The sequence below is a fragment of the Aeromonas taiwanensis genome (assembly GCF_000820165.1).
Lineage (GTDB): Bacteria > Pseudomonadota > Gammaproteobacteria > Enterobacterales > Aeromonadaceae > Aeromonas > Aeromonas taiwanensis.
Genome location: NZ_CDDD01000038.1, coordinates 1 through 537, shown reverse-complemented (window position 1 = coordinate 537; position 537 = coordinate 1). Strand labels below are relative to the sequence as shown.

Sequence of the window (537 nt, the reverse complement as noted above, 5' to 3'; positions counted from 1 at the left end):
GCCACTTCTCTTCTTGCTAACAAGAATGCAGAGTTAAGAACTGATTCTTAACTCTGTTTTCTTCGGTCACTGACCGTTGCAAACTTGCTCTTTAACAATCTGGAAAGCTGATTTAAAAAGTAGTTCTCAAACATTTGTTACAAGTGCTTTGGAAACTTCTTGGCGAAAACCAAATTTTATTTGGTCCTTGTTGTACGACAACAAGCTGTGCCGGTTTCACCGACACTTCTTGGGGTTGTATGGTTAAGTGACTAAGCGTACATGGTGGATGCCTTGGCAGTCAGAGGCGATGAAGGACGTACTAACCTGCGATAAGCCGTGAGCAGTCGGTAAGAGACATTACGACTCACGGATTTCCGAATGGGGAAACCCACTTAGCATAAGCTAGGTATCGCTACGTGAATACATAGCGTAGCGAGGCGAACCGGGAGAACTGAAACATCTAAGTACCCCGAGGAAAAGAAATCAACCGAGATTCCCTCAGTAGCGGCGAGCGAACGGGGATTAGCCCTTAAGCATCTTGGAAGTTAGTGGAAC

Annotated in this window: 1 rRNA gene; it reads left to right on the top strand. The window is 45.4% G+C overall.

Going from position 1 to position 537, the window contains the following annotated elements:
• Nucleotides 1-241: 241 nt before the first annotated feature.
• Nucleotides 242-537, top strand: a 23S ribosomal RNA gene (locus BN1136_RS06745); the annotation flags it as partial.